The sequence below is a fragment of the Sphingobium abikonense NBRC 16140 genome (assembly GCF_001598335.1).
In the GTDB taxonomy this organism is placed as follows: domain Bacteria; phylum Pseudomonadota; class Alphaproteobacteria; order Sphingomonadales; family Sphingomonadaceae; genus Sphingobium; species Sphingobium abikonense.
In genome coordinates, this window is sequence record NZ_BCYT01000020.1 from 1 (window position 1) to 24,318 (window position 24,318).

General features: G+C 61.7%; 30 protein-coding genes. 25 read left to right on the forward strand and 5 right to left on the reverse strand.

Features of this window, described 5'->3' with window-relative positions; genetic code table 11:
* Positions 1-172 precede the first annotated feature (172 nt).
* The 6 genes from SAB01S_RS18525 to SAB01S_RS15815 all read left to right on the forward strand — a co-directional run bounded on the left by SAB01S_RS18525 (position 173) and on the right by SAB01S_RS15815 (position 2,982).
* Positions 173-337 carry a hypothetical protein gene (locus SAB01S_RS18525; protein WP_157078368.1) on the forward strand — a complete coding sequence of 55 codons (165 nt, stop codon included), beginning with the start codon at positions 173-175 and terminating at the stop codon, positions 335-337.
* 170 nt (positions 338-507) lie between these two features.
* Positions 508-714, forward strand: a complete 207-nt coding sequence (locus SAB01S_RS15790; protein ID WP_169802580.1) for a hypothetical protein — start codon at positions 508-510, stop codon at positions 712-714.
* A 36-nt stretch (positions 715-750) separates the two neighbouring features.
* The gene (locus SAB01S_RS15795; RefSeq protein WP_245646507.1) at positions 751-1,380 is read left to right on the forward strand and encodes an SOS response-associated peptidase family protein; all 630 of its coding nucleotides are present in this window, start codon (positions 751-753) and stop codon (positions 1,378-1,380) included.
* Positions 1,377-1,967: an alpha-ketoglutarate-dependent dioxygenase AlkB gene (locus SAB01S_RS15800; RefSeq protein ID WP_369405247.1), complete on the forward strand. Its 591-nt coding sequence runs from the start codon at positions 1,377-1,379 to the stop codon at positions 1,965-1,967. Before SAB01S_RS15795 ends, SAB01S_RS15800 begins: the two co-directional genes overlap by 4 nt.
* A 46-nt stretch (positions 1,968-2,013) precedes the next feature.
* Positions 2,014-2,196 carry a DUF3008 family protein gene (locus SAB01S_RS15805; RefSeq protein WP_062734221.1) on the forward strand — a complete coding sequence of 61 codons (183 nt, stop codon included), beginning with the start codon at positions 2,014-2,016 and terminating at the stop codon, positions 2,194-2,196.
* Between the two features lie 522 nt (positions 2,197-2,718).
* Positions 2,719-2,982 (forward strand): hypothetical protein, encoded by a 264-nt coding sequence (locus SAB01S_RS15815; RefSeq protein ID WP_218016162.1) that lies wholly within the window; start codon positions 2,719-2,721, stop codon positions 2,980-2,982.
* Here SAB01S_RS15815 and xth read toward each other — a convergent pair whose 3' ends face one another.
* Together xth and ligD are read right to left on the reverse strand one after the other, a co-directional pair.
* Positions 2,983-3,789 carry an exodeoxyribonuclease III gene (xth, locus tag SAB01S_RS15820; protein ID WP_062734226.1) on the reverse strand — a complete coding sequence of 269 codons (807 nt, stop codon included), beginning with the start codon at positions 3,787-3,789 and terminating at the stop codon, positions 2,983-2,985. It abuts the gene before it with no gap.
* Entirely contained in the window at positions 3,786-6,299 is a 2,514-nt protein-coding gene (gene ligD / locus SAB01S_RS15825) for a DNA ligase D (RefSeq protein ID WP_062734228.1), read from the reverse strand. The genes xth and ligD overlap by 4 nt, the downstream gene beginning before the upstream one ends.
* A gap of 192 nt (positions 6,300-6,491) precedes the next feature.
* On the opposite strand from ligD, the gene SAB01S_RS15830 reads away from it, so the two are divergent.
* The gene (locus SAB01S_RS15830) at positions 6,492-7,640 is read left to right on the forward strand and encodes an extracellular catalytic domain type 1 short-chain-length polyhydroxyalkanoate depolymerase (protein WP_062734307.1); all 1,149 of its coding nucleotides are present in this window, start codon (positions 6,492-6,494) and stop codon (positions 7,638-7,640) included.
* Positions 7,641-7,680: 40 nt separating this feature from the next.
* Here SAB01S_RS15830 and SAB01S_RS18890 read toward each other — a convergent pair whose 3' ends face one another.
* Complete coding sequence (locus tag SAB01S_RS18890; protein WP_245646508.1) at positions 7,681-7,953, reverse strand: GNAT family N-acetyltransferase; 273 nt, start codon at positions 7,951-7,953, stop codon at positions 7,681-7,683.
* Between SAB01S_RS18890 and SAB01S_RS18895 the strand changes: the two genes are divergently transcribed.
* Positions 7,909-8,067 carry a hypothetical protein gene (locus SAB01S_RS18895; RefSeq protein WP_245646509.1) on the forward strand — a complete coding sequence of 53 codons (159 nt, stop codon included), beginning with the start codon at positions 7,909-7,911 and terminating at the stop codon, positions 8,065-8,067. The genes SAB01S_RS18890 and SAB01S_RS18895 overlap by 45 nt on opposite strands.
* 722 nt (positions 8,068-8,789) lie before the next feature.
* The gene (locus SAB01S_RS15840; RefSeq protein WP_062734232.1) at positions 8,790-9,002 is read left to right on the forward strand and encodes a KTSC domain-containing protein; all 213 of its coding nucleotides are present in this window, start codon (positions 8,790-8,792) and stop codon (positions 9,000-9,002) included.
* Positions 9,003-9,009: 7 nt separating this feature from the next.
* On the opposite strand, the gene SAB01S_RS15845 is transcribed toward SAB01S_RS15840, so the two are convergent.
* Together SAB01S_RS15845 and ku are read right to left on the reverse strand one after the other, a co-directional pair.
* Positions 9,010-9,264, reverse strand: a complete 255-nt coding sequence (locus tag SAB01S_RS15845) for a hypothetical protein (protein WP_062734234.1) — start codon at positions 9,262-9,264, stop codon at positions 9,010-9,012.
* Between the two features lie 4 nt (positions 9,265-9,268).
* Entirely contained in the window at positions 9,269-10,180 is a 912-nt protein-coding gene (gene ku / locus SAB01S_RS15850; protein ID WP_062734236.1) for a non-homologous end joining protein Ku, read from the reverse strand.
* 300 nt (positions 10,181-10,480) lie between these two features.
* Between ku and SAB01S_RS15855 the strand changes: the two genes are divergently transcribed.
* The 16 genes from SAB01S_RS15855 (at position 10,481) to SAB01S_RS15925 (ending at position 24,301) form a co-directional block, all read left to right on the forward strand.
* A complete protein-coding gene (locus SAB01S_RS15855; protein WP_062734237.1) occupies positions 10,481-11,143 on the forward strand; it encodes an SOS response-associated peptidase in 663 nt (220 codons plus the stop codon).
* 29 nt (positions 11,144-11,172) lie between these two features.
* Positions 11,173-11,334, forward strand: coding sequence for a DUF6961 family protein (locus SAB01S_RS19060; protein WP_407696102.1), 162 nt, complete (start codon positions 11,173-11,175; stop codon positions 11,332-11,334).
* Positions 11,335-11,865: 531 nt separating this feature from the next.
* Positions 11,866-12,138: a hypothetical protein gene (locus SAB01S_RS15860; RefSeq protein ID WP_062734239.1), complete on the forward strand. Its 273-nt coding sequence runs from the start codon at positions 11,866-11,868 to the stop codon at positions 12,136-12,138.
* The gene (locus tag SAB01S_RS15865) at positions 12,135-12,917 is read left to right on the forward strand and encodes a DsbC family protein (RefSeq protein WP_083951390.1); all 783 of its coding nucleotides are present in this window, start codon (positions 12,135-12,137) and stop codon (positions 12,915-12,917) included. Before SAB01S_RS15860 ends, SAB01S_RS15865 begins: the two co-directional genes overlap by 4 nt.
* A 187-nt stretch (positions 12,918-13,104) precedes the next feature.
* A complete protein-coding gene (locus SAB01S_RS15870; RefSeq protein ID WP_157078370.1) occupies positions 13,105-13,449 on the forward strand; it encodes a hypothetical protein in 345 nt (114 codons plus the stop codon).
* A 125-nt stretch (positions 13,450-13,574) separates the two neighbouring features.
* Positions 13,575-13,841 (forward strand): type IV conjugative transfer system protein TraL, encoded by a 267-nt coding sequence (locus SAB01S_RS15875; protein WP_062734244.1) that lies wholly within the window; start codon positions 13,575-13,577, stop codon positions 13,839-13,841.
* Between the two features lie 8 nt (positions 13,842-13,849).
* Positions 13,850-14,485 (forward strand): TraE/TraK family type IV conjugative transfer system protein, encoded by a 636-nt coding sequence (locus SAB01S_RS15880; protein ID WP_062734245.1) that lies wholly within the window; start codon positions 13,850-13,852, stop codon positions 14,483-14,485.
* Entirely contained in the window at positions 14,469-15,248 is a 780-nt protein-coding gene (locus SAB01S_RS15885) for a type-F conjugative transfer system secretin TraK (RefSeq protein WP_062734247.1), read from the forward strand. The genes SAB01S_RS15880 and SAB01S_RS15885 overlap by 17 nt, the downstream gene beginning before the upstream one ends.
* Positions 15,245-16,636 (forward strand): TraB/VirB10 family protein, encoded by a 1,392-nt coding sequence (locus SAB01S_RS15890; protein WP_228227475.1) that lies wholly within the window; start codon positions 15,245-15,247, stop codon positions 16,634-16,636. Before SAB01S_RS15885 ends, SAB01S_RS15890 begins: the two co-directional genes overlap by 4 nt.
* 32 nt (positions 16,637-16,668) lie before the next feature.
* Positions 16,669-17,292: a TraV family lipoprotein gene (locus tag SAB01S_RS15895; protein ID WP_062734249.1), complete on the forward strand. Its 624-nt coding sequence runs from the start codon at positions 16,669-16,671 to the stop codon at positions 17,290-17,292.
* Positions 17,289-19,808 carry a TraC family protein gene (locus SAB01S_RS15900; RefSeq protein ID WP_062734251.1) on the forward strand — a complete coding sequence of 840 codons (2,520 nt, stop codon included), beginning with the start codon at positions 17,289-17,291 and terminating at the stop codon, positions 19,806-19,808. The genes SAB01S_RS15895 and SAB01S_RS15900 overlap by 4 nt, the downstream gene beginning before the upstream one ends.
* Positions 19,808-20,134, forward strand: coding sequence for a hypothetical protein (locus SAB01S_RS15905; RefSeq protein ID WP_062734252.1), 327 nt, complete (start codon positions 19,808-19,810; stop codon positions 20,132-20,134). The genes SAB01S_RS15900 and SAB01S_RS15905 overlap by 1 nt, the downstream gene beginning before the upstream one ends.
* Positions 20,104-20,367: a hypothetical protein gene (locus SAB01S_RS15910; protein ID WP_228227476.1), complete on the forward strand. Its 264-nt coding sequence runs from the start codon at positions 20,104-20,106 to the stop codon at positions 20,365-20,367. The genes SAB01S_RS15905 and SAB01S_RS15910 overlap by 31 nt, the downstream gene beginning before the upstream one ends.
* Entirely contained in the window at positions 20,357-20,989 is a 633-nt protein-coding gene (locus SAB01S_RS15915; protein ID WP_062734254.1) for a hypothetical protein, read from the forward strand. Before SAB01S_RS15910 ends, SAB01S_RS15915 begins: the two co-directional genes overlap by 11 nt.
* The gene (locus SAB01S_RS15920; RefSeq protein WP_062734256.1) at positions 20,986-21,999 is read left to right on the forward strand and encodes a TraU family protein; all 1,014 of its coding nucleotides are present in this window, start codon (positions 20,986-20,988) and stop codon (positions 21,997-21,999) included. The genes SAB01S_RS15915 and SAB01S_RS15920 overlap by 4 nt, the downstream gene beginning before the upstream one ends.
* Positions 22,000-22,369: 370 nt before the next feature.
* Positions 22,370-24,301, forward strand: a complete 1,932-nt coding sequence (locus SAB01S_RS15925) for a hypothetical protein (RefSeq protein ID WP_062734257.1) — start codon at positions 22,370-22,372, stop codon at positions 24,299-24,301.
* Positions 24,302-24,318: the final 17 nt, after the last annotated feature.

Sequence of the window (24,318 nt, forward strand, 5' to 3'; positions counted from 1 at the left end):
ACGCAGGGCAGCAACGCGGGGACGCGCCCCTCTTTCCATCATCGAAGGGCCTCCTTTTGGCTCGCGGTTGGATTCGTTCCTATTTTGTTCTATACAGGGTCCAAGTCAACGGGGGTGGAGTCGAGCAGGCGTATCCTCTGCGATACGCTTCTGAAACAAGGCAGGAAAACCGATGGTCTCGCAGCGAAAAAAATTAAGCCTCAAGCTTGGGGAGGACGAGGCTGAAGAGCCTTCGATCCTCCAGCCCGCCGCCGAATCGGAGCACGAATCGTCATCGGCGCGTTATCATCCCAGCCATGATCCCGAGCTTGTCACCGATGATGAAATTCCTTGGTAAGGAGGCAGCAGCATGACCGCACGCATCATCGCCATTGAGGCATCGATAGCCTGCCGCCCAGCGAGGCGACGCAGCTTCGCGTTGCCCAGCAGACGCTGGAGTTGATCCTGGGGTCAGCAGTTCGGGATAGCGAGCAAACGGTCGATCCCGATCTCGCGGTGGAAGGCATATTGATGGGCCTTGCCTGCATCATGGAGCAGGCACCTGAATTCCCGACACGGCAGAGCCTGCGGAAGGGCGCCGAGGCCTATGGCAAGATGCTCGGACAGCATGCGCAAAATCTACGCTCGGCCTTTGAAGAGACCGGCATCCATCCGATCGATGGTCTGCTCGACCGTTTCAATTCTATCGCCGGCGACGGCCAGAAGCCCAACTGATCGGTCATGTCGAGATTGCATTGCATGGCTGCGGGAATGGGCGAGGTCGCCGAGCATTTCAGCGCCGATATGCCGGCCCCGATCGAGATTTCATCCGAGACCAGCGAAGGCGCGCTGGGACTGGTGGTCTTCGAGAATAAGGGTCGGCGAATCATGCGCGGCGTGACATGGGGGTTTCGCCGCATGACACGTGAAATGCGCGAACGCGGTGAAGAGCCAGGAAGGATCGGACTGGTCGCCGACCTCACAAATCCCATGTGGGATCAGATGGTGGCAGATCCGCGCTATCGCTGCCTGATCGTGATGACCCATTTCGCCAATCCCGACGGGCCACCCGGCGGCCGCACGCGGACATGGTTTTCGTTGAAGCGCCAGCCGATCATGGCCTGGGCAGGCTTCTGCCGGAACATGCCGGAACAGGGCCCGGTTTATGCCGGCATGACGATGCCCGCCAATGAGGCAATTATGGGGACGAACGATCGGATGCCCGTACTTCTGGACTCTCATGAATATGCCGCATGGCTGCATGGCCCGATCGAAAGCGTGATCGGATTTCAGTACCGAGCGCCCTTCGCTGCCGAGCGGTTCCGTGTCGAGAGGACCGAAGACCTCTGGAGAAGTCGGCAGTTGCCGCCTTCAGCTGACAGTCAGATGGCTTTGCTATGAAGATGGCCGATACCCAACAAATCGATCTGTTCGCGCCAGCGCTTCTTCCGGGCCTCGACTATGCCGCCGACTTTTTGAGCGAGGCTGAGGAAGCGGACCTGATCGAACACATCAATGCGGCCCCGCTCACGCCATTTCGGTTTCACCAGTGGACCGGAAAACGGCTTACCACCAGCTATGGCTGGACCTATGATTTTGAGAATGGTCATTTTGGCCCGACCGACCCTATGCCCGGCTGGCTGCTCTCCATCCGCAACCGGGCTGCCCGCTTTGCCGGCCTTGCGCCGGAACTTCTGATCCAGGCCCTCCTCATCCGCTACGATAGGGGTGCGGGCATCGGTTGGCACCGTGACCGCCCTGTGTTCGATCAGGTCGTAGGCATCTCGCTTGGTGCGAGTGCATCCATGCGCTTCAGGCGGCGGACCCAGAGTGGATTTGACCGGCGGACGGTACCGCTTGAACCTCGATCCATCTACCAACTGTCGGGAGAGGCCCGGCAGGAATGGGAACACAGCATCGCGGATATGGAGGTTCCCCGTTGGTCGATCACCTTCCGCAGTCTGAAAAATCGGCGCGACGGAGCCTGAAACCACACCGGGCGTTCAGGCTTTCAGCATAGGAGAGGTCGCGATCATGCCCGCTACGTCCAAAGCCCAGCAAAGAGCCGCAGGCGCGGCATTGTCCGCCAAGCGCGGCGAAACAACCAAATCGAAGCTCAAAGGCGCATCGAAAGATATGGAGAAGTCCATGTCTGAAAAGCAGCTTGAGGAATTCGCTGCGACGAAGAGGAAAAAGCTTCCTGAGCGCAAGGACTGATCCGCCGCCCTGCCCGGTGACCCCGGATGGTCGCTATTTTGTAGTGCGCGGTCGACTATGGCGGGCGACCAATCCGGCATTGAGTGAAGATGAGCGCCAGCTCCTTGTCCACGAGCTCATGGATGCGCGTCGTGATGTGGGGTCAGCCAAGCGCGCAGGGAACATATCAAGGGAGCGAGAGGCGCGGGATCGGGTCGATGCTGCCAAGCGGAAGCTCGGCGAGCGGGGGCCGGTCTGGTGGGAGGACAGCGCTCCGGATTTCAATCGGCATCTTGCCCGCAATACGCCGTACGCTGATTGGTTTGCGGCACTCGATGCCGACAGCTAAGCCGATTGCAAATGCTGCATGCGGCAGTCTTCTCTTCGCATTTGCGAGCTCAAGCGCCCGATGCCACATGCGCCCTGCCTTTCAGGCATCCTCTCCTAAAACTCAATAAGGTCGGCCCTTTCAGGACCGACCTTCTTTTTGCCTGACAGTTCTGGCCCGGGCGTTCAGTTGCCTTCCTCTCCCTTATGATCGCCATGGCCACCAGCCAGCGCGTCATCCCGATCCCAGCGCGCCTTTGCCTGCCCATCTTTTATCAACGCTTTTTCCCTGTCGGTAATGGGCTGAGGCCGAGGCGCGGCCTGTTCATGGATGCCCTGCTGCGCGGCGCGCTTTTCAGCATTTGGCTTCTGACCGGGGTTTGGCTCTTCCACTGTCCGCTCCTGTTGCGTTTCACCTTTGATCAACGTCGAACGGGGGACCGCATGGCTTCGTTCCGAAAAGCCGCGCGGCCTGTCTGATCAGGTCGGCTTCTTCGCTCTGCGCCGACGTGGCTTTTCTCCCAGCTCAATCCAGACCGGCGCATGGTCGCTGCTTTTCTCCCAGCCTCGCGCCGCCCTATCGACCTCGGCTGCGATCAGTTGCGCCTTTGCTTTGGCGTTTAGCAAGAAATGATCGATGCGAAGGCCAGCATCGCGCTCGAAGGCGAAGCGCAGATATTTCCAGAAGGTGTAGATTGTCTCGTCCGGGTGCAGATGTCGCAGCGCGTCCGTCCAGCCCTGTTCTAGCAGACGCTGATAGGCAGCGCGAACCTCGGGCGCGAAAAGCGCGTCGTCCCGCCAGCGGTCGGGCGCGTAGACGTCGAGGTCCGTTGGCATGACATTAAAGTCGCCGGCGATCACCACCGGCGCGTCCAGATCGATACGCGTTGCCAGATGTTGGTGCAGCCGATCAAACCAGCGCAGCTTGAAATCATATTTGGGACCGGGTCTTGGGTTGCCATTGGGAAGATAGAGGCCTGCAATGAGGATGCCGCCGACCGCCGCCTCGATATAGCGGCTCTGTTCGTCATGGGGATCGCCCGGCAGACCCCGCCTTGTTTCATGAATTTCACCAATACGGCTCAGGATCGCCACGCCATTCCATCGGCTCTGCCCATGCCAGATCGCGTCATAGCCTGCATCGCGGATGGCCGCTTCGGGAAATTTTTCCTGCGGCGCCTTCAATTCCTGGAGCGTGACGATGTCCGGTTCTGCCTCGCGGAGCCAGCGCAGAAGGACAGGAAGCCGTCCGTTCACGCCGTTCACATTATAGGTTGCGATCTTCACAGGTCCGGCAGGATCTGGTCGGCCCGCCCCCAATTGGCCAGATTCCTGGACGCGGCTCGCTTCACCATCTCTGCCGCGTCGCCAATATGCCAATGGGCTGCACTATCAAGATCGCGCAGCTCTTCCCATGTCAGTGGCACAACGATCGGGGCGAACGGCCTTGATCGCGCACTATAGGGCATCACGGCCGTCGCGCCCCGCTGATTGCGTAAATAGTCGATGAAAATCTTGCCCGTGCGTCTGGCCTTTGCGAGGGCGGCGGTAAAGCGGTCGGGATCGGCCTGCGCCAGAGCCAACGCGAAGCGATGGGCAAAATCCTTGACCTGCGGCCATTCCGCCGTCGGCGTCAGAGGCGCGATCACGTGAACCCCTTTACCGCCCGTCACCATCGGAAAGGTCACCAGCCCCATCTGCCCCAGCACATCCTGCAGGTGGAGAGCAGCGGAGGCGACATCCTTGAATTCCAGTCCTTCATCAGGATCCAGGTCAAAGACGAGGCGATCGGCCTTTTCGACATCCTCGATCCGCGCGCCCCAGCCATGAAACTCGACGGTGCCCATCTGAACGCAGGTGAGGAGGCCTTGCGCCGAATCCACAAACAGATAGGGCTCCTCATGGCCATCCTTCTCCAGGATCGCGACCTGCTTGACGCTGTCGCCAAAGCTCCCGGCATCGTGCTTCTGGAAGAAGCATTTCTTAGCGCGACCCTGCGGGCATCGTACGAGGCTGACAGGGCGGCTTCCGGCCCAAGGCAGCATGATATCAGCCACGGCCTCATAATAGTCAGCCAGTTCACCCTTGGTCAGCTTGCCTTCTGGGAATATCACCCGGTCCCTGTTGCTGATCCTGACGCCGCTGGCGATCGCCGATCGCGCCGCGGTCGTAACAGGGCTCTCAACTTCCAGCACAACAGCTTCGGGCTTCTTGTCCTCCCGCAAACCCAGATAGCTTGAATGCCGCAGCACACCCTCTTCAGTGAACTCGATATAGGCGATCTCGGCAACGAGCCGAGGCTTGATCCAGGTCGCCCCCCGCACGGCGGCCCGCGGCGCATCAACCGTGGGTCTTTTCTGTTCAAGCGACGCCATAAGCGCCATTAACCGCTCGACCTCGCCACCGCTAAAACCGGTCCCGACCTTACCGGCGTAGCGCAGCTTTCCTTTTTCGTGAACGCCCAGCAGAAGCGCACGGAAACCGCGCTGCTTGTCCGACGGGGTCCAGCCCACGATGACGAATTCCTGACGACGAATACATTTGGTCTTGACCCATGAGCCCGATCGCGAGCCCGTGTAGCGTGCATCGTTACGTTTGGAGATGACGCCCTCCAGCCCGGCGCCGCAAAAACTATCGAACAACTGCTCGCCCCGCCCGCCTATGTGGTCCGAATAGCGGATATGGTCCCGGCCCTCACCGATCAGCGCAGCCAGCTTCTCCTTCCGCTCAAGCAGCGGGCGGCCTGTGAGGTCTTCACCATCAAGCGCCAGCAGATCGAAAGCCATATAGTCGATTTTGCCCGGATCGCTTTTCAGCGCCGCCTGAAGTGCCTGGAAGCTCGTCCGTCCATCAGGCAGGATCACGACAGCCTCGCCATCGATAAGCGCGCTGCGGGCGTCCAGCGTCACGGCGTCTGCGATGAGGCTCGCGAACCGGTCGGACCAGTCGAGGCCCGACCTTGTATAAGCCCGTCCCTCTCCGCCGCCGATCGCCAATAAGGTGCGATAGCCGTCATATTTGAGTTCATGGAGCCATTGGTCTCCCGCCGGGACATGATCGACCAGCGTTGCCAGCTGTACCGGCCGAAACGGAGGCAGTGCCGATTTGCCCCTCCGGCGTGCTTTCGATGCTGCTGTGGCAACCGGCGCGGCAGAAAGCCTGGCAGAGGAGCCCCGCGCCGTCTTCCGCTTTGGCACGGGCTTTCCGGCCGCGATCTCTTCCATGGTCCGCCCGGTGTCGACGCTGGTGAGATGCGTGCCCACGAGATCGTCCGAACCACCCGCATGAGCGTCATTCACCTTCCTGAGAATCCAGTTTTCGCCCTTTTCCCTGCCGCGGTGCTTCAAGCGGAACAGGATCCATTCGCCTTGCATGCGTCGCCCATGAAGAATGAAGTGAAGATGCCCTTCCGGCAACGTCTTGCGCGCATCCTTCCCGGCAATCGGTTCCCAGGTGCCATTGTCCCATAGCATGACTGTGCCGCCGCCATATTCACCCTTGGGGATGGTGCCTTCGAAGCGCGCATAGTCGAGTGGATGATCCTCCGTGCGTACCGCAAGCCGCTTGTCATCCGGGTTTGCACTTGGACCCCGGGTAACGGCCCAACTGAGGAGAACGCCGTCCAGCTCCAGTCTGAAATCATAATGGAGACGAGACGCGGCGTGTTTCTGCACGACGAAGCCATTGCCAGCTATCGGTGCGCTCGCGCCGGACGGCTCTTTGGTTCGCGTAAAATCCCGTTTCGCACGATAGAGTGCGAGACTGTCGTCCGCTTTGCGCGTCGAAGCTTTAGCCATCTTCTTCTTCCAAGCTACCGCCGATCAACCTGCAGCACGAGCAAGTCGTTCCACCGCATAACGCAACGACTTTGGTCCCTTCGCTTGTCGCTATTACCTTGCACATGCTTGCTTGTTCGCCATATTGTGCAGTGCAGCATAAACGCCCTCTAGGACGATCTCATGCGCTGCCGGGCAACGGGAGATATCCGCGTGACCAAATTATCTGCGACTATTGCAAAGCTCACCGTTATGCGCGGCGTGACAGCCGCTCCGGCGAATGCCGTCGGTGCAAGCCGTTTGAAAGATCTGGAGGGCTTCGGCGCCAATCCGGGCGCCCTGATGGCCAGAATTCACGTGCCATCAAGGCTCCACGAAAAACCCGCGCTCGTGGTGGTTCTTCATGGCTGCACCCAGACCGCTGACGGCTATGACCATGGTTCAGGCTGGTCGCACCTTGCCGATGAACAGGGTTTTGTGTGTCTGTTTCCAGAGCAGCAGCGAACGAACAATCCCAATCTCTGCTTCAACTGGTTCTCTCCGGCAGACAATCGCCGAGACAGAGGCGAAGCCCTCTCCATTCGCCAGATGATTGACGCCACGGTGGCGGCCTATGATATCGATCCTTCGCGCGTTTTCGTGACGGGCCTTTCGGCTGGAGGGGCCATGACGTCCGTCATGCTGGCGAGCTATCCTGAGCTTTTTGCAGGCGGCGCCATCATCGCAGGTCTCCCGCATGGGTCGGCGGACAATGTCCAGCAGGCCTTGCAAGCCATGCGCGATCCGGGCGCGATCAACGCGAAACAGCTCGGGGATCTAGTACGCAAAGCGTCGCGCCATGAAGGATCCTGGCCGCGCATTTCGATCTGGCACGGTAGTGCAGATCAGACGGTCAGCAGCAAGAATGCTGATGCGATCCTTGCTCAATGGCTGTCGGTTCACGATCTCGATCCCACGACCGCCGCCACCGAAATGATCGGGCAGCATCGCCGCCGCGTCTGGAAGGACGGCTCTAGCCGCCCCCTGGTCGAGGACTTTCGCATTGCCAAAATGGGCCATGGCACGCCCATTGCGACTACCGGGCCGGAAGCATGCGGTAGCGCAATGCCCCATATGCTCGACGCCGGCATCTCCTCAACCCGGCGGATTGCATCTACCTGGGGTCTGCTTGGCGCCGATCAAACGGCTCAAGCGGCCTCTACCTATAAGCGCCCAGATGAAACGCCCGCGCATTTGCCGGCGGTGAAGTTCAGCCGACTCGATCCTATGGCATCTGAGACTTCACCCCCTGCCGGGTCCGCGAGGGCCGGCGTTGAAAAAGTCATCCATGACGCCCTTCGCGCAGCCGGTCTTATGCGGTAACCGCGCATCTCGGTCAGGCTGGCAGGGAAGCAGAAGCGGATCAGTCGTCTGACGCCATATCTCGAGCGAACCGGTAGCTGGTCTGCTCGAACTTGAGCGCGCGGAAGAAATTATGAGCGTTGCTGATTGCAATATCGCTCATGGCTTCAATTCGACTGCAGCCCAGTTTGCGAAGCGCTGCGCAGGCTTCGTTCAGCAAGGCGCTTCCGACCCCCTGCCGCCGCTGGCCCTTGTCCACTAACAGCAGGGTTATGCGACCGATGAGGCCATGCTGGAGCGTCTGGATGCTGGTCCAACAGCAGCAGCCGATGATCTCGCCTTTCTCAGCGACGCAAGCCCCGCCGCCAGCCTTGCGCAGTTTCTCAAGATTTCGCGCGATGCCCAGTTCGTCCGCGTTACCGGCTGCAAGCTGGCGCAGCAGCCCTGACAGTCCTGCCGCATCTGACGATTTGGCGATCCGTATTTCAAGGGCGGTGGGGGCTGGCTTGGCGGGGGCATCTGCCTGTCGATCATGCTTTCGTGCAGCCGCGGCGGTGATTTTGGAGCGCCTGCGCGTAGCTGGTTTTGCGCTTTTGTCCGAGGCACGCGAAACCGGCCGGCTCGCGGCCGCCGGGGCCGACGCCGTTTCTGTCGGCCCAGGCCCTCTCACTCGGTCTGTGGCCCCGCGCCGCCGCCGAATGACTGGCTCCTCGTCCGGTTCTTCATCCTGCGCGCGCGCTTTGGACGGATGTGGCGGTCGGGCGGGCGTTGCCTCCGCCGACGCTTTCCAGGTGCCGGTGGCCCCCTTTCGCAGATACGCCTCAATGTCCTTTGGCGAAGCGGTCAGCCCCTTATCGCTGACGCCCAGCAGAGCCTTGCCCTCAGCGTCCGTCAGTCCGAATTTCCCATAGTCGCCGCTGCCGGGCTTGCGTTTGCGAGACTTCAAAAGCTTGAGGCCCCGATGCTCCGCCATGTCCCGCAGCTTCTGGTCGATCGGTTCATCTGTCATGATGCCATAAACCCGCTGACCATGCGCAGGTTCAAAGAGCGCGCCATCATCAACCCGGCATCCCGAGCGTGCAAGTTGGCGTTAGGGACTTGTTGAAGGCGGAACCGTCCTGGTTATTCAAACGCTCGATAGCCATGCGCGCCAGACGTCTAAACTCCTCCATGATCGACCGGATCGGATATGACGAGGATCAACGCATCCTCATCGTCACCTTCCGTGATACCGGAAAATATCTATACCATGATGTTCCGGTCTCGACCTTCGAAGCGTTTTGCGAGGCGCTGTCCGCAGGCGCCTTTTTCAACTTGCATGTGAAGGATCGATTTCGGTGCAGCCGCGACCCGGACAGGAAGCGCTTTGGTCCAAACGCATGAAGATCGTTCAGGTGTCTCCCAGCGCGCGATAGACCGACATGAGATGACGACCCGCTATCGCACGCGCCCGCGGCGAACGGATCGTCTCCTCATTGGTTTCGTGCAGCGTTGTCAGCATGTCGAGCAATTCCTGCCGGGGCATACCGGTTTCCAGCATGTGCGTACCGATCAGCGCCACAAGATTGCTCCATAAAGTGATGGATGCTTCGGCAAAGGCTGTATCGCTTTCATCATCCTCGCCGCGCAGGGAATTATCGTTCACCGCGTCAAGCCCGTTTCCTGGCAGGAGCCTTGCGCGTCGGCTTAGCTGCCGATTTTGTCGTCGCCTTGGCGGACGCTTTGCCCGTCCCTTTTTTGGCCGGTGCCTTGGCTTTGGCGGCACTCCCACCCGCAGGCCCGATCGATTTCTTGAGCGCCGCCATCAGGTCAACGACATTGCTGCCACGAGGGTTAGAGCCGCCGTCATCATCGCTGTCGATATTGAGGGTCTTACCCTTTTTCTTGCGCTCGATCAGATCCTTGAGCGCATCGACATAGCGATCATGAAATTCGCTCGCATCGAATTTGCCCGTCTTCTTGTCGATCAGCGTCGTGGCAAGATCGAGCAATTCTTCATCCGGATCACCGTCGCCGATCTCACGGAAATAGCTGGCAGCCTTGTTTACCTCGTCGGCATAGCGAAGCGTTTCCATGACCATCCCGCGCCCGCAAGCCTTGATGCTCACCACATATTCGCGGCCGCGCATCGCTAGTTGGCCAAGGCCGACCTTGCGGCTACGGCGCAATGCTTCGCGCAAGACGATGAAGGCTTCTTCGGCCAGATCGTCTGCGGGCACGACATAATAGGGCTTTTCGAAATAGATCATGTCGATGTCTTGAGCATCGACAAACTGGGTCAGTTCTAGGGTCTTCTTGCTTTCAAGTTTAACCCCTTCGATTTCCTCTTCATCTAGGAGTACATATTCGCCCTTGGAATATTCAAAGCCCTTGACGATCTCGTCGAGGTTGACCGGCCCGATGCCGGGGACGACCTTCTCATATTTGATGCGCTTGCCCGATGGTTCGTGAATCTGGTTGAAGGCGATCGTCGCGCCGCTCTTTGTCGCTGCATAGATTTCGACAGGGATCGAGACTAGAGCCAGCCGGATCTGGCCTTTCCAATAGGGTCGCGCAGCCATGAACGCCTCCTGACGGCTATTACCGTCACAACCTCTCAGCCATTTGTGTGTTCCACTGGCCCGCTGGGAGGCGACCCACGATCCGCAGAACGCGGCTATGAAAGCACGCGATGGTTGGCGCAGGCGCCGAACGTCGCGCCATCATTACCACCCTCCAGAAGCGCGGATCATTCGCTACTGAAGACTTGAAACTGGCAGAAAATGGGGGCCGCTGCGACCGCTATCGATGGAGCAGAGAGCTGGATTACCTTCGGCTTTACTGCCTAAGCGCCTATGTTACTCTAGCGATCGACGAAACATATGGAGGAACACCCCATCTGTAATCTGTTCACCGTGCGCAAGAGCGCCGCAGAGGTTGCAGCGCATTTCGGCGTCACTCTCCCTGTTGCACAGTTCAACGCTCCCGATGAAGTTTATCCCGGCTATCCCGGAATGGTGGTTCGCGAGCAGGGCGGCGAGCGCGTGCTGCAAAGCATGACATGGGGCTGGCCGGTGCGGCTCAAAACGATGAAGCCGGAATCCAAACCCAAGCCGGTTAACAATATTGCCGATCTGAAGAAGCCTTTCTGGATTGGCGCAGCGCGTAAACCCGAGTTTCGGTGCCTGATCCCGGTCACGCATTTTGCGGAAGCAGAAGGCCCCAAAGGCGCGAAAACAAGAACCTGGTTCTCCCTTCGCGACGGCGCTGTGTTTGCATGGGCCGGGCTTTGGCGCGACAGCGCTGAGTGGGGGCCGGTGTTTTCAGGGGCGATGACCGACTGCAACGATGCGATCCGCCCCGTCCATGATAGAATGCCCGTGCTGCTGCATGAGGATGAATATGAGAAATGGCTGCGCGGCAGCTTCGAGGACATTATCGGCTTTCAGAACCGGTGCTTTCCTGACGACCTGATCGTGATGGAGCGCACCACCGAGGCCTGGAACAAAGCAAAGCCAGCCCCGTCGGCTCCTTCCTTGCTGTGACGAAAGAGCAGGAAAGATAGGCCGAGGCACTGGCCATCGAACGACGGTACGGCGGGAATGCGCCGGATCATATTGCCACGAGAGTCACCGAACTTGCACTTGCTGGCGATGAAGTAGGTGTGCAGCGATGGATAGCTATTGCAGAGCGGTTCGACCAGCTTCAGCCCGACCAACTAGGTTCGAGGCAGTAGCATCTGAAGAACGCGGCTAAGCCAACCTAGCAGACGGAAGTTCAAATGCGCGTTGCGAGGGTGCAGATGATGTCGCTTCGTCTCGCCTGCACAACGAGGCGGCGGCTCCGCTTTGCGAGCACGCCAAGCCCGCCCACACCTCCAAATCCCGACATGAACGTCTTGGTATCGGCGCGTCCAATCTGCCGTGCATCTGCGCTGCTGCTCTGACCTCTCAACTGAAGACGTGATCTGAGTGATTCGCGAAGAGCGCCTCGTCACTCGCGATCCGCCCCGTTTATCGCTTGAATCGCCGTTCCAGCGGCGCCTTATTGCGAAAAGCGGCACTGAGATGCCGCTTTAGGCACTTCAGTGCCGCATTCGGCATCTCAGTGCCCTCCCTATTGCGGCAAACCGCACTGTCAGCACTACTCCGGTTCATCCCGAACGGGGGCGCTGATGTGAACGCTCAATTGAGCAGATGAAGATAAGCGCCTCAGCCCCCTGTCGGTCCGACAAGGCATCGTGCCTTGAAGAAAAGGAGACAATCCGATGTCGGCATTTCGCCCGGCCATTCTGGCTGGATTGCTGCCTGCCGCCTTGCTGACCGCGCCAGCAGGAGCGGCCGGCCACAAGGCTGAAAATCAGAAGCCGTCCAGGCCGCAGCCTCTGCAGACCTCCCAAACGAACGGGGATTTTTTCGTACACACCGTTAGCGCCGCAGTCGCCATCGACACGCCGATGATCACGCTGGGTCAAGGCATTCGATTTGACGCAGCTTTATTCGGACCGCACTTACAGTTGGACAAGGATCTGGGCCAATGACCCCTCCCTTATCGCGCCATCGGTACATGATCGCCGCATTCGCCGTCATTGCCGCTCATTCCGCCTCCGCAGCCGAAAGTGAGCAACTCAAAACCGATCTGGCGGCAACCGCACGTGCGGCAGAAGCGCAACTTCATCAAAGTTTTGCCAACCTCCAGTTCGAGGATTTCGGTCCGGCGCCCGTCACGGGTCCGCTATTCCAGGCAAGCGCTGGTGGCCGCATCCTCTATTATGCGCCCCAGAGCGACCATCTGATGTTCGCCACCATTTACGACCGGAACGGCGTCAACCTGACCGCCCTCGCACAGGATGCCAGCGCGCGGAGAAAGCTCGGCAGCCTCGATCCCACCCAGGCGCTCACCATCGGACCGCCAGGGGCACCCACAGTCATTGAGTTCACCGATCCCGACTGTCCCTATTGCCGTGCCCTCGACCGCTTCTGGGCGGCGAAGGCCGCCGAAGGCAAGCCAGTGCGCCGCCAGATTTATTTCGTGAGCGGTATCCACCCTCAAGCGGCATCCAAGGCCGAGCATATCCTCTGCTCGAAGGACCAGGCGGCTGCCTTCCGCGCCACCTATGCCGGTGAGGCACCAAAGCCCGTGCTTGCCTGCAAGGATGGCGCAGCGCACGTCGCCAAAAATGCCGAGGCCGTCAAAGCCATGGGCATCTCTGGAACCCCAACGGTCATCCTTGATGGCCGCGTCATCTCCGGCTTCCAGCAGGCCGAGATCGAAGCCTGGCTCGATGAGAAACAGGCGCCCAAGAAGCCGCCCAGCTGATCCACTCAAATTTGGCGGGCTCATGGCGACGCACGAACAAGCGCCGACGCCCTGAGCAAGAGATGCCGGCGATAGGGCCCCGATTTTCGAGGAGCCACCCATCCCTTCGCTGGCCGTCAACGAACACCCGCGTCGGTGCCGGCAGGCATTCACAGGGGACGGCTCCTTATTGCCTGGAGAAAAGCCCATGCTCAAACTTGCTTCACTGCCCGTAGCCTCCCGGAACCGGATGCGCCGCCTCTCTTTTGCGTCGGCCGATGCCGTGGGAACCCTGCTGATCGCGATGACCCTGGCATCGGCCGCCCACGCCTTCCAGGCGCCGGCCGCCGGCGACCTTGGCTACGATATCTACGACATCGTGGTGAACCAGGGGGTCAAGGGACCGCTCGGCTTCGTGGGCGGCGTCGCCGCCTTCCTGTTCGGTGTCAGCCGCCTCTTCTCCAACATCATGATCGGCATCCCGACGATCGTCGCCGCGGTCTGCCTGATCCGGGCGGATTCCATCCTCCAGACCTTCGGCATGATGGTCTGAAACCCGCCTGAAACAGGGACTGGCGCGGGTCTGGCTGTCCACCCCGCGCCGGAAATGAGGAGCGAATGGTCGCTCCTCGTAACAATCACGCCTGGTCCAAGCGTGATGAAGCAAGGGAGAAGGACGTGGACGAGAGACTTCCACAATTTCTGCACAAACCGGTCCAGATCCTCTGGTTCGACGCGCAGGAGTTCATCGTCGTGGTGTCCACCATCTTCGTCGCCGTCATCGTCGGCGGGCTGGTGGGCTGGTCGCTCCTCGGCGTCCTTCTCCTCTTCATTCCCTGGAAGCGAACCAAGCCGCGCGGCTTCATGCCGCATCTCGCCTGGCGCTGGGGGCTGCTCAAGCTTCCCCGCTATCCCGGCCCGACCCAGACCCGCTTTTGCGAGTGAGGTATCCCATGTTCGGCAGATCATCCACCCGAGAAGCCAGCGATCCGCTGCTGGAGAAGCCGGCGAGCTTCGGTATCCATCGCTACCTTCAGGGGTCATCCAACCTCTTCGAAGAAAACCGGCTCCTCAAATTCTCGATTGCAGGCCTGTTCGGGATCACTGCTGTGCTGGGCATTGCCCTTTACACGACTGCTCAAAATCAGCGGACGGTCGTGGTCCCCTTTGGCGCAGGCGGCGACCTTTATGTGACCGGGGGCACGCCCTCCCCCGCATACCTGCGCACCATGATGCGCAATATCGTCGCGCTCTCGGGCACATATTCCGCGCTGTCGGCAGACCGGCAGTTCCAGGAACTGCTCAGCATCGTCCACCCGACCGCTTATAATGGCATCCGCGACAGCCTGAACGCGATCCTCGACGAACTCGCCAATAACCCGACGCTCTCGATCGCGACCTATATCCGACCCGACCAGCCCGTCACCTGGACCGATCGCCAGATCCTGGTGCCCGTCGAAAAGGTGCGCGTCATCGGCGGCGTCATCCGCAAGTTCCGGGGCAATCTGCGCATTCGCTACACGATCGATGCTGGCCGCTTCTGGCTCCTGTCTCTCACCGAGGAGAATTTCGATGCCGACCTTCGGTAAGCGCCTGCGCGCGCCGGCGGCGCTGCTCGCCGCCTGTCTTCCCGCCATCGCCATGGCTGAGACGACCAGCAATGCCATCATGGCCCTGCCCGATCAGACCAGCAGCATCCGCCTCTCCAACCGGGACATTAATCATTTCGTCTGCCAAGGCGGCGAAATCGAAGACGTCAAATTCTCGGCCGAAAAGGCGATCGCGGTCGAGAAGGCCGGGGCGGACGCCTGGGTCAAATTCCTCGTCAGGGAGAGCGATGACGCAGGCCAGGTAACGCGCAGTTTCGTCACCACCCCTTCGGAATTCTTCGTAACCTGCAATGGCGCGATCTATCCGCTCTATGCCGAGCCCTCCGATATTCCCGCCCAGACCGTGACGCTTGCGCCGGGCGCCAGCCAGCGCGCCCGCTCCAATGGCGAATTGCTGGGACCGCTGGTCGAGGAGGAGCGCGCCGTCTCGATCACCCTCTCGATGCTCCAGGACCGGGTGCCCGCCAGCTTCACCGAGGTCGCTGTTTCACCAAGGCCGCTTGCGCTTGCCGCTGCTCCCGCGCTGCGCATCACCGAGCGCCGCCGCGTCGCGATCGAAGGCACGGGGCTTTCGGCATCCGAATATTGGATCGAAGCGAGCGCCGATAGCGAGGTCGACGAGCGGCTGTTCCTCGACACCGCCATGGGCGCCCGGATCTTCAGCGTCACCCTTGATCGCTTGTCGCTGCGCGCTGGCGAGAGCGCCCGCCTCATCCTGCTCCGCCGCGGAGACGCGCTATGAGCGGCGGCGACAATCAAGGCCCCGGTAACAAGGGTACGGACAACAAGGGCACCAGCAGCGGCAATCCTGCCCAGCGCCCAGACGCACCTCGCAAGCATGCCGGGATGCAGGGCTATTCCCGTCCACCCAAACGAGCCGGCGCCAGTGAGGGCGACGACAGACAAATCGTTCCCCTGCGCGGCCCCGCGCTTCTCGACCTGAAAGCTCGCTGGGCAAACTTGAGCGCCAAACAGCAGCTGCGCGCCCGGCAGGCCGGCGTCGGCGTGGTGATCGCGATGTTCGGCTACGGCCTCTATACCGCCTCGACCGGATCAAAGGACGAAGCGCCGGCCGCGCCGGCAGCATCGCGCCTCGACATGGGCGCGGGTCTTCGCGGCGACAGCCTAGAGACTAAGGTGCGCGGCGATCTCAAGAAAATCCTCGATGGCCAGGCGCTGCTGGGCGACCGGGTAACCGCGATCGAGGAAGGAAAAATCGCGCCGGGTTCGCGATCGTCAACGGACACAGCAGGGGGCGACCTTCCAAGCGCCATGCCCGGGGACATCCCGGCCTTCCCGCCCAGCCCCAGCGCGCATGAACTGGAAAGCGCAGACGGTAGCCTGCCACCACCGCCCGTGCCTTCGGCTCCTGCTGCACCGCCCGCCCCGCCGGTCGAGCGCCAGGTCGGCTCGATCGGAACCGCCACCGCCGCGCTTACTTCCGATGCCGGGGACAAGGGGCCAACAAGCGTTAAAAAAAAGACCCGGACGATCTATTTGCCACCTGGTTTCATGAAGGCGCGGCTGCTGACCGGGATCGACGCGCTCGCCAGCCGGGACGCGACCTCGAACCCGGAACCGCTGATCGCTCGCGTTCAGGCCCCCGCCGTACTGCCCAATGACGTCAAGGCGAACCTGTCAGGCTGCTTTGTCGTCGGCAACGCGACGGGCAGCCTTGCCAAGGAGCGGGTCGAGGTCCAACTCGTCTCCCTCTCCTGCGTCGACTTTGACGAACGCTCGGTGGTCGATCAGCCGATCAAGGGCTTCTTCGTCGATACCGACGGGAAGAAGGGGTTGTCGGGCCGCGTCGTCACCCGCGCCGGCGCAGCGCTCGCCCGCAGCTTCATTGCCGGCACGATCTCAGGCATGAGCCAGAGCGTCGACAACACATTCGGAGACACGTCGGTTTCCGCGCTCGGCACCGTCCGATCGCTCGATGCGGGCGACGCGGCCAAAACCGGCATTGCCGGCGGCCTTTCCAAATCCTCCGACAAGCTCACCGACTTCTATCTCGATCTCGCGCGCCAAGCCGGTCCCATCGTCGAGGTGGGCGCCGCCAAGGATGTGGTCGTGGTGATCCAAGAAGGCGTCGCCCTCGAAATCAAGCCGACCGCGGGAAGCAAATTCTGATGCGCCCGCCCCTCACACAAGGAGACCCGCCCATGCCGCTCCTCGCCTTTCCATCAGCCTCGTCCGTACGCCGCGCCGGCGCGCCGCTGCTGATGCTCGCCTGCCTCCCCGCTTGCAGCACGATCGGATCGGTCATGTCGCCCTACCCAGAAAAGTTCAGCTGCAAGAATAGCGACCATGGCCAGTGCATCCACCCAGAGCGCGCCTATGAGGACGCCGTTGCCGGCGCTGTTTCTCGGTCCGATCCCAAGGTGACGAACGACAGGAAAATGCTGAAGGGCAGCACCGCAGCCACGGCGTCCGGTACAACCGGAGGCAGCCGGGGCAAGGTGACGCCCCCCTATCTCGGCTATCGCGACAGCGTCTATCGCGAATTGCAGGGTCTGGTCGAAGCGCCGGTGACGCCGATGCTGCGCCCCGGCCGCACGATCCGCACCCTCATCCTCCCCTATGCCGACCGGGAACGTCCCGACCGGCTCTACATGCCCCGCTATGTCTATTCGATCCTCGACAAGCCCCAATGGGTGGTCGGCGATTATCTGGTGACCCCTGTCAATCCGGCGGCCCGCGTGCCGGTTCTGGAGCAAGTGAAGGCCAATCCCGCGTTGAGCGAGGGCAGCGACATTCCCGCGCCGCCGCAGGAGCAGGGCCAATGAGGGCGCCTGGCACCCGCCATGGCGGCGGCATGACCTTCGAGCGGCTGCGCCAGAGCGTCTCGCGCGATTCCTATTCCGACTTTCTGCCCATGGTGGCTTGGGTCGAAGAGGAGAACGCCTTTCTCTGCATCGATGATGGCTGGGGCCAGGCCTGGGAACTCATCCCCTCCGCCTATCTCTTCGCCCATGTCCATCAAGCGCTGCTTGGCCTGCTCAACATCCAGTTCGCCACTGGCACCGTCGTCCAGCTCCACTGCTTTGCCGACCCGCTGATCGATGATGCGCTCGACGCGTTCCTCGATTTGAAATCCCGGCCCGATCCGCTGATCCAGGCCTCGGCGCGCAGAACCCGCGACTATCTGCGCGAGGGAACGCAGGGTCTCGACGCTCTCCATGGCATTCCGCTGCGTAATTTCCGTCTGCTGCTCTCGATCAAGACCCGTAAACCGCTGGGCCATGATCTGCGGCGTCAGATCGAGGAACAGCTCTCCAAGCTCGGCATCACCCGCCTTGCGCCCGACGCACTGGTCACCTTCTATCGCCGCATCTTCAACGGCGTGTTCGAAAATGCGCCTGGGGTCTTTTCCCAAGGCAGCGAGGACATGCCCGCGCGCCCGGTGCGCAAGCAGCTGATCGATGCCGGCCCGGATCTCGTCTTTGATGGCCCGGAACTCTTTCTCGGCGATCAGGTCGCGCGCTGCCTGACCCCCAAATCCCCGGCCCGGCGCGTCACTGCCGAGCGCTGCAACCGGCTGCTGGGCGGCATGCGCGGCGCCTCGGAGGATAGCGACCAGATTGGCGGCCCTTTCCTCTATACGCTCAACATCCTTTTCGATCATTCGAGCTTCGAGATCCACAAACGCGCGCAGATCCTCTCCGCGCAAAAGGCCGCCGGCAGTTTCGCGGTCGAGGTCGGAAAGCAGATCGAGGAAATTGGCTGGGTGCTCGACGAGGCGGGGAACAGCCGCTTCGTCTCGGTGATCCCGGTCATCTGGGTGTTCGGCCGAGACAGCGCGCAGGCCCGCGAGATGGCGGCGCGCGCCAAGCGGCTCTGGGAAAGCGAACCGCTACCCTGGATGATGCAGGAGGAGAGCTATCTCAACCCGGTCCTGCTGCCGATGGCGCTCCCCTTCGGCTTCTATCCCGACCGGTGCACGGTCAGGATGTTGGAGCGCGACCTTCCTATGCCCGCCAAGGCGGCGGCGCTGCTGGCGCCCGTGCAGACCGACTTTCGCGGCGGGGGCCGCCCCGCCCTTCTCTATGCCGGGCGCAAGGGCCAGCTCATCACGCTCGATCTCTTCGATCAGCGCATCAACAATTATAATTTCATCGTCTCGGCCGAGAGCGGCGCGGGCAAGAGCTTCCTCCTCAATAATCTCTGCCAGCAATATTATGCGCAAGGCGCACTCATCCGCATCATCGATATCGGCGGAAGCTACGCCAAGCTCTGCACGCTATGCTCTGGCCGCTACATCGACATTGGCGAAGAGCATCTCGTCCTCAATCCCTTCGACATGGGTTTTGCGCTCGACGGCGACGATCGCCAGTCGGCCATTTCCATGGCGGTCGCGATTGTCGCGGAAATGGCCCATGCCGCGACCCGCAAGGGCGTCAGCACCTCGGAATGGAATCTCCTCAAATCCGCAGTGCAGTGGACGATCGACAGCGGTCGGGCCGAGGCGGGAATCGATGCAGTGCGCGACTGGCTCGGCGCCTATCCCGCTTATGCCACAAGCGATCTCGACAAGGTCGATCATTTGATACCCGCCGCCCGCGAACTGGCGTTCAATCTTCGCGATTTCGCCAGTTCGGGCGCCTATGGCCATTATTTCAATGGCCCTTCGACCTTCGACATTTCTGCCGATGAATTTGTCGTACTCGAGCTTGAGCGCCTGAAAGCCATGCCCGATCTCTTCAATGTGATCGTGATGGTGGTGGTAAACGCGGTAACGCAGGAACTTTATCTTTCCGCGCGCGACCGGCCCCGCTTTGTCCTGTGCGATGAGGCAGCGCAGTTCATGACCCGGACCGACGGGCAGGACCTGTCCCGCCTCGCAGAGGTCTTCGGCCAGGGCTACAGGCGGGCGCGCAAATATCAGGGAAGCTTTGGCGTCGTCCTCCAGTCGATGAGCGACCTGCTGCTGTTCGGCGGGACGGGACAGGTCATCCTTGAAAACGCAGCCACGCGGTTCCTCCTTCAGGGATCAACCTATGACCGGGCTGTCGAGAACAAGATCCTCGATTATTCGGGCTTCGTCCTCGAGCTCCTGAAGTCGGTTCGCAACAACAAGCCCAACTATTCCGAGGTCTTCATCGACTCGCCTCTTGGCCTGGGCATCGCCCGCCTCGTGGTCGATCCCTTCTCCTACTGGATCAACACCAGCGCGCCACAGGAGGTGGCGGCATTCGAGGCGCGGCTGCGCAGGGGCATGTCGCCGCTCGAAGCAATCTGCGATCTGGCCGGTGTCGATGCGACCGAAATCCTCGGCTCTGGCTATACCGGGGAGCCGCTCTGATGCGCACGCCTCCTGACCCAAAACAGACCCTCTTCGACTTCGATCCGGACCCGAAACTGGAAGCCTTGATCGAGGCGCGCGCCGCGGCAAAAGCAGAGGCGCAGGCTTTCCAATGGCGTTTTCGGCTCGTGACGATCGAGACGATGATGCTTGGCTTTCTCGTCGGCGCCGCCGGGATCGCGCTCCAGAAGCCGCCCTTTCTGATCTTTCGCGCAGCGGTCATGGTGGCCGCGGGCTGCTTTGCGAGCGGCATATTGCTAATCGGCATGACCGGCGCTGCAGACAGGTCGGCCAAATGGCTGCGCAACTGGTGGAACCGGCGATGAAGGGCATCCTCAGCGCCGCCCCGGCAGCCGGGCCGATCCGCCTTCTGGTGGGCACACAGCTAATGCTGCTCGTCCTCACCATATTGGTGCTCGAAACACCCGGCACCCTGCCGCTGCGCCTCCAGGGTCTGCTGCTCGCCGGCTGGGTGCTCGGCGTCTCGGCGCTCATCTGCGCGATCCGCGGCGAAAGCCCTGAGGACAAACCATGGTGGAGACTGCGCCATGACCGTTGAGCCGCGCTATCCGCACCGCGCCCGTCACGCGCTGATCGGCGCGCTGATGCTCGCCCTAGCCTGCGCCGAGACGGCAACGGCCGCGACTTCCACGATCGGCCGGACCTGGCCGATCGCCGAGCCCGACGCCATGGCGGAGATCGAGTCTCGCGCCGCAAAGGCGCCCAGCCTCGCCTCCCGAATTGGCCCGCGCTCCACCTGGTCGGCGCTCCGAGCTGCGCAACTGGGGCAGGCCAAGGTCGATCGGGTCCGCAGCCTCATTCCCTTCTACACGGTGGAGGACGACATTCGCCTGCCCGATGGTCGGCTGCTCTATCCCAAGGGCTTTACCTTCAACCCGCTCGACTATGTGTCACTGCCCCAGCGCCTCGTCATTATCCATCCCCGCGATCTTGGCTGGGCATTGAAGCAGGCGCGCTTTGCCGATTTCATCCTGCTGACCGCCGGTGACGCGCTGGACCTTTCCGAACGGAGCGGCCGGCCCCTCTTCATCCTGGAGGAGCGGGTCAAGGAAAGGCTCGGCCTCACCGTCGCGCCGGTGATCGTCGCCCAGCAGGGCAAGAAGCTCGTTCTCACCGAATATGCGCCGCTCCGCGCCGCGGGCGGGAGTGCACGACCATGAAGCGGAGGCTTTTCACGCGCATGGCGCCGCTCGCGCTGGCCCTCGCCGCCGGTAGCGCCTCGGCGCCCGCCGACGCCTCCAAATGCGAGGCAGGGACAATCTTCAATCCCATCACCAAGGTCCGCTGGAACTGCATCTTCCCGATCACGATCGGCGGCGTGCGGGTGGGCAGTTTCGACAAACTCGACAAGGAGCTTGATGCCCAGTCTGCGTCCAAGCCGCTCTGCGCCTGCCGCAAGGGCGCAACCTTCTGGTTCGGTGTGAAGGTGAGCTTCTGGTCGCCCAACCGGATGATCGACGTCGTGACTGAGCCCGGATGCATGATGGCGCTGGGCGCCGATCTCTTGCCGACCGGCGGCGGGCTGCAAGGCAGCCAGTCTGGAATCGCGGACGGCACCAACAGCCAGAAGATGTTCGCGCAGATGCATTATTATATCTCGCCGGTCTGGAAGATGCTCGACATGTTCACCGACCTGCCCTGCATCGAGGATGACGGGTTCGACGTCGCCATGATCACCGAAGTGCTGCCGACCTGGCAGTCGGGGACACTGGGCGCGATCATTCAGCCTGAGGGCATTCTCTTCGGCAATCCCGCTGCAGGCCTAGCCTGCATGGCCGACAGCGCCGCAGCGGCTGCCGGCAAGGTCATCGATCCGCTTTTCTGGTGCATGGGGAGTTGGGGCGCCACCTATCCGGTCGCCGGCGACATTCATTTTGGCGACAGCGTCGAAGCCTGGGCAGGGCTTGCCGCGCGCGGCACCTTCATGATGGGCCGCCTTGGTGCGCTTACCATCAGTTCCGCCGACGGCTGCTCGTTCAAGGCCCAGCCGATCTGGACCAAGAGCCGCTACAAGCTCCAGATCATGGAGCCGGTCAAGGGCGGCAAATGCGTCAATATCGGCCGACCGGGCGCGCTCTGGTCCTCGGCCAAACATGCGCCGGGCAAGGACAATGCTCAGTTCATGTCGTTTGAAAAGGTAGTCTGCTGCGCGGTGGTATCAACCCCATGAGCAGCAGAGCCCTTCCCCCGATCCCGTCAGCGATTCCCGACTTTCGAAGGTCTGCCCGCCAAGGCCACGATGGGCCGTTCGATCGCTGCGCGGGCGGAGCGGCGTTGGCGCCATCCGACGCCGCTCCAACACCCCATTCTTCCCATGCGGCTTTGGAAACGCATGGGAAGAAGGTCAGCACGGCCAGATGTACCCCCGGCGAGCGAGGATACCCCCCTCTGCCTGAATCCTCGCCCGCTTTGGCCGTGCTGACCATCATCAACGAAAGGGCTGCCTTCCAATGCCTCTCGGCACCATCCGATATTGCCGGATCGTGCCCCTTGTTCCGGCTCCGCGCCATGGGACGCTCGCGGACTAGGGAGAAAGAGGCATGAGGACACGCCTCCAGACCAGCCTAGCGATGCTGTCAGCACTGCTCGCGCAATCAGCCTTCGCTCAGGACATGGACGCACGGGCGCGGGCGGCGGCTGCCGCGTCGCGCGCCAAGTCCAGCGACAGCGACGCGATTGGTCAAAATTACCTAACGCCGGGCCTCGCCAACCAGCCGGTCAACACGGTCGACAACAGCCGCAGCTTTACGCCCAACCTTGCCTGCCAGAAAAGCGCGACCATGCTCGAGATGCTGGTCCAGCCCGGCAGCACCGGCGACATCACGCACTTCACCATTTCCCGCGACAAGGATCTGGACGGCGCCTTTGACACCACGCTGACCCTCCCGGTCCCGGTTTCGGGGATCTGCGCCAATGGCGTGATTTCCTGTTCCCCCGGAAGCTGGAACCAGTGCCAGAGTTTCAAATGGGATGTCGGCGGCACGGGTGACCTGAAGCTCACGCAGGTCGACCTAGCCGACCTCTCCGGTTGCTATTGCGTCAACGCAAGCTGCGGCGCCAACCTTGCTTCGGGCAATCTACCGTCCATCCTAAAGGATCTGGGCGGGGGCGTCATCGGTGCGCTGACAACCGCAGACCCCCGGATCGCGGTGGCGCAGGCCAGTATCGATGGCCCGGTCATCCGCTACACCGGCGCGCAGACCACGGCTTGTACTGCCTCACCAAGTGTCTCAGCGACTGCCTATCGCTCCAACCCGACCGCGATCAACGGCGATGCCTATGCAGCCACGCAGACGAGCTCGGTCTTCACTGCGCTGGCGGCATCGCCAGCCGGCAATGGCAAGGCGGAGGAAACGCGCTCCTGTACAATCGAACGCGAGATCAACGTCAAGGAATGGGGCTTTGGTGATATCGTCTCCGCCAGCGGGTCGATCACATCGACCAGCAGTTGCGGAACCGGATGCCTGCGCTTCCAGATCCGGGGTGCAGGGAGCTGTGGCAGCAACCCGCCCGTCTATACCGTTACCTTCAATCCGCTCATGCCGAACCGGATCGTCTCGGCGCGCATCATCGAAATGGGCGCAGACGATTGGGTCCAGGGACGGATCAATGGTCAGGTTGTGGGGTACGCCGGCAAGCGCCCGTGGACCGGCGATGGGCTGCCGTCCGGCGACTGCCGAATCAGCGATGATCCCCGGTATAATCGCACGCCCATCGATTTCACCGACAGGCTCAAGTCCGGCGCGACATCTGTCAGCGCGCGGGTGCGCGGCGGGGGTGGCGGCAATTGGGGTTATGTCACAGTAGAGATCCAAGTCGACACCACCTGCGAGGTCAGCGAGCGACTGGTTGACCTCTGTGCCGGCTACGCGAGTGACCCTGCCTGCCACCTGTCCCAGGAAGATGTCGACGGCGTAGAAACTGTCCGCAATGGCGTCGTCACGGGGATCAAACCCCTGCCCCTCACCCGCCTGTTCGGCAGGGGCAGTTGCACCTTCCAATATAGCCGCGACTTCTTTTTGCGGACCCGCCGCTACGCCTGCATCGTCGACACATCAGGAACAGCGCAACCTGATCTCAGCCGTGCCGCCTATATCATCGATCACTCGACCGAGACGATGCTCGCCGATCAGACGCGGGCCAGCGACGGCTCCCTCGTCCAGTTGACCCGCGCCTTCGCGCTACCCGACCTCCCCGCCGTTGCGGCATGCGAATCCATCTGCAAGACCCGCGCGCCCAGCGCCAATGATGGCGTCGCTCCGGCAGGAACCGTGGCGGAGAAGCAGAATGTGCCCGTCGGCTGGGACAGCTTCTATCATGTCTGTTCAAGCGACAATGTCTGTCCGCTGGGCGCGGGCGAAGAGATCGTCTCACCCTGCGGCTGCCTTAATGACTTCCCCGAAGCGGTGGTGATGATGCAGACGGTCCGGCTCGCTGGCTCGGACCTTGCCTGCACGGCGGTGGCTCGATGATCCACTGGCTCTCATCC